Raw genomic sequence first — 3929 nt, 5'->3', positions numbered from 1 at the left:
CGACGCCCCGCGCCCCGAGGCCCCGGCGGCCGGGCCGATCACGCTGGACCGGCTGGCGGCGGCGATCACCGCGGCCCTGCCCGAAGGCGCCATCGTGATCGAGGAAAGCAACACCGCCGGGCGCGACGTGCACCCCATGGGCGCCGGCGCCCCGCCCGCGACGTGGCTGGCGCTGACCGGCGGCGCGATCGGCGTCGGCCCGCCGCTGGCGCTGGGGGCGGCACTGGCCTGCCCGGATCGCCCCGTGGTGGCGGTGCAGGCCGACGGCTCGGCCATGTACACCATCCAGGCGCTGTGGACCCAGGCGCGCGAGGGAGCGAACGTCACCACCGTGATCCTCGCCAACCGCGGGTATGAGATCCTGAAACAGGAGCTGGCCAAGGTCGGCGCCAACCCCGGCCCCAGCGCGCTCGCGATGCTGGAGATGACCGGCCCGGAGGTCGATTTCGTCAGCCTCGCCCGCGGCATGGGCGTGCCGGGGCGGCGCGTCGAATGCGCGGCCGACCTCTATCGCACCCTGCGGGCCGCCATCGACACCCCCGGCCCCTATCTGATCGAAGCCGCGCTCTGACGCGGAGAGGAGACACCATGCGTGAAATCGTCATCGGCGCCGCCCAGATGGGCCCGATCCAGAAGGCCGACAGTCGCGAAGCCGTCGTGGCCCGGATGCTGGCCCTGCTGGAGGACGCGGCCCGCGCGGGCTGCACCCTCGTGGTCTATCCCGAGCTGTGCCTGACCACCTTTTTCCCCCGCTGGTACCACGAGGACCGGGCCGAGGCCGACATCTGGTTCGAGGCCAGCATGCCAAACGCCCCCACCCAGCCGCTGTTCGACCGTGCCCGCACGCTGGGCGTGGCCATCAGCCTCGGCTACGCCGAGCTGACGCCCGAGGGGCAGCACTTCAACACCCAGATCCTGACCGACCGCGCCGCCCGCATCGTCGGGAAATACCGCAAGGTCCATCTGCCCGGCCATGTGGAGTACGACACCGAACGCACCCACCAGCACCTGGAGAAACGCTATTTCGAGCCCGGCGACCTCGGCTTTCCGGTCTGGCGCTCGCAGGGCGCGGTGATGGGGATGTGCATCTGTAACGACCGTCGCTGGCCCGAGACCTACCGCGTGATGGGCCTGCAGGGGGTGGAACTGGTGATGCTGGGCTACAACACCCCCAGCGTGAACAGCCAGCACGGCGACGAGGGGCTGGCCAAGCGCCTCTATCACTCCGAGCTGACGATGTGCGCGGGCGCCTATCAGAACGCCACATGGGTGGTGGGCGTGGCCAAGGCGGGGGATGAGGACGGCCACCCGCTGATGGGGGGCAGCGTGATCGTCGATCCCGACGGCATGGTCGTCGCCCGCGCCACCTCCGAGGGTGACGAGTTGCTGGTCCACGCCTGCGACATGGACCTGTGCAATTTCGGCAAGACCACGATCTTCGACTTCGCCCGCCACCGCCGGATCGAACACTATGGCCTGATCACCGAACGGACCGGCGCGGTGGCCCCCGCACCATGAGCTTTGATCTGGTGATCCGCGGCGGCACGGTGGCGACCGCGGCCGACCGTTTCAGCGCCGACATCGGCATCACCGGGGGCCGCATCGCCGCCCTTGGCCATGACCTGGCGGGCGCCGACGAGATCGACGCCACCGGCAAGCTGGTGCTGCCCGGCGGCATCGAGGCGCACTGCCACATCGCCCAGGAAAGCGCCTCGGGCGGGATGACCGCCGACGACTACCGCACCGGCTCGATCAGCGCGGCGTTCGGGGGGAATGCATCCTTCGTGCCCTTCGCCGCCCAGCACCGGGGCATGGGCGTGACCGAGACGCTGGATCTGTACGACAGCCGCGCGCAGGGGGCGTCCGTCATCGACTACGGCTACCACCTGATCATCGCCGACGCGACCGATGCGGTGTTGCGAGAGGAGCTTCCGGCGGCGTTCGCGCGCGGCGTGACGTCCTTCAAGGTCTTCATGACCTACGACCGCATGAAGATCGACGACCGGCAGTTCCTGGAGATCCTGTCGGTCGCCCGCGCCCATGGCGCGCTGACGATGGTGCACGCCGAGAACAGCGGCCTGATCGGCTGGATGACCGACCGGCTGATGGCGGGCGGGCACAGCGCGCCGCGCTACCACGCCATCAGCCACCCGGCCGCGGCCGAGGCCGAGGCGATCCACCGCGCCGTGACCTTTGCGCGCTTCCTCGATGCGCCGCTGATGATCGTGCATGTCTCCACCCCCGAAGGGGCCGACATCATCGCCCGCGCCCGGCTGGAGGGCGCGCGCGTCTTTGCCGAGACCTGTCCGCAGTACCTGTTCCTGACGCGCGACGATCTGGACCGCCCGGGGATGGAGGGGGCGAAGTTCATGTGCTCGCCGCCGCCGCGCGATGCCGAGAGCGCAGCGCATATCTGGCGTCACCTGGCGGTGGGGACGTTCTCGCTGTTCTCCTCGGACCATGCGCCGTATCGGTTCGATACCTCGGGCAAGCTGGCGGGCGGGCCGGAGGCGCCGTTCAACACCATCGCCAACGGGATGCCGGGACTGGCGGTGCGGCTGCCGCTGCTGTTCTCCGAGGGGGTGCGGACGGGGCGCATCTCGCTTGAGCAGTTCGTGGCGCTGTCCTCGGCCAACGCCGCGCGGATCTATGGCATGGCGCCGGCCAAGGGCTCCATCACCGTGGGCGCGGACGCCGACATCGCCATCTGGGACCCGCAGGAGACCCGCACCGTCCGGCTGGAGGATCAGCACGACGCCATGGACTATACCCCCTACGAGGGGATGGAGCTGACCGGCTGGCCCGTCACCGTGCTGTCGCGCGGCGACCGGGTGATCGACGGCGGGCGGCTGGTGGCCGAGCCGGGCCGGGGTCGCTACATCGCGCGCGCCCGGCCGGACCTTGGCGCCGCCGCGCCCCGCCCCCCGGCCGAACTGGACCCGGCGCGCGCCTTCGGCGCCGACCTTCTGGGACGCGACGGATGAGCGGGCCGATCCTGGTGGTCAACCCCAACGCCAACCCCGCCGTCACGGCGGGGATGGACGCGGCGCTGGCGTGCTACCGCCTGCCCGGCGGTCCATCGATCGAGTGCCTGACCCTCGCCGACGGCCCCTTCGGGATCGAGAGCCCCGCCGACGCCCAGCGTGCGATCCCGCCCCTGATGGCGCTGGTGCAGGCGCGCCCGGACGCAGGCGCCATCGTCATCGCCTGCTACTCCGACCCCGGCCTGGATGTGTGCCGCAGCCTGACCGCCGCGCCGGTGTTCGGCATCCAGGAGGCCGGCGTGCTGACCGCCATGGCCCGCGCCGACCGCTTTGGCGTGATCGCGGTCGCGGACGGGTCGATCCCGCGCCACCGGCTGCACCTGCGCCGGATGGGGGTGCTGGGGCGGCTGGCGGGGGAACGCGCGGTGAACCTCAGCGTGGACCAGACCGCCCGCCCCGAGGCCGAGGCCCCGCTGACCGCCGTCGGAGCCGCGCTGTGTGCCGACGGGGCCGAGGCGATCGTCCTGGGCTGCGCCGGGATGAGCCGCCATCAGGCGGCGCTGTCCCGCAGTCTCGGGGTGCCGGTGATCGACCCGGTCCGCGCGGCGGTGGCGATGGCCCTGGGCGCGCTCCTGGCCCCGGATTGAGCGACCGGTCAGGGGGCGCGGCCACCGCATCAGCCCGCCGGGCGGCCGGTGCCGCGGAGGCCGCCTCCGCGACAGAGGCGCGCCCGCTGCGACGTCCGCCAGCGCGCCCGCGGGGGCTGCGCCGCCGTCCCTTCGACGACGGCCCGCGCGCACTGACGAAGGTCGCGGCGCCCGGCCCCCGGTGGTAGCCCCCCGGCGCGCCCGGCACGGCCGTCGTCCCTGCCGACACGCGCCGGCCCGGGCCCGGATGGCCGGCCGACGGCGTACGCCGGCATCACGGGGTCAGGGGGTCCCGGGG

At 72.6% G+C, this 3929-nt stretch carries 4 protein-coding genes; all 4 read left to right on the top strand.

What is annotated here, in order from left to right:
- Positions 1-571, top strand: a 571-nt coding sequence (locus CCR87_RS01005) for a thiamine pyrophosphate-dependent enzyme (RefSeq protein ID WP_242511781.1), incomplete at its 5' end; no start/stop codon positions are given.
- Between the two features lie 17 nt (positions 572-588).
- Positions 589-1518, top strand: a complete 930-nt coding sequence (locus CCR87_RS01000) for an N-carbamoyl-D-amino-acid hydrolase (protein WP_201155467.1) — start codon at positions 589-591, stop codon at positions 1516-1518.
- A complete protein-coding gene (gene hydA / locus CCR87_RS00995) occupies positions 1515-2984 on the top strand; it encodes a dihydropyrimidinase (protein WP_201155466.1) in 1470 nt (489 codons plus the stop codon). The genes CCR87_RS01000 and hydA overlap by 4 nt, the downstream gene beginning before the upstream one ends.
- Positions 2981-3631 carry an aspartate/glutamate racemase family protein gene (locus CCR87_RS00990; protein ID WP_201155465.1) on the top strand — a complete coding sequence of 217 codons (651 nt, stop codon included), beginning with the start codon at positions 2981-2983 and terminating at the stop codon, positions 3629-3631. The genes hydA and CCR87_RS00990 overlap by 4 nt, the downstream gene beginning before the upstream one ends.
- Positions 3632-3929: the final 298 nt, after the last annotated feature.

Source organism: Rhodobaculum claviforme (assembly GCF_016653255.1).
GTDB classification, from domain to species: Bacteria; Pseudomonadota; Alphaproteobacteria; order Rhodobacterales; family Rhodobacteraceae; genus Rhodobaculum; species Rhodobaculum claviforme.
This window is presented reverse-complemented; position numbering and strand designations above follow the sequence as displayed.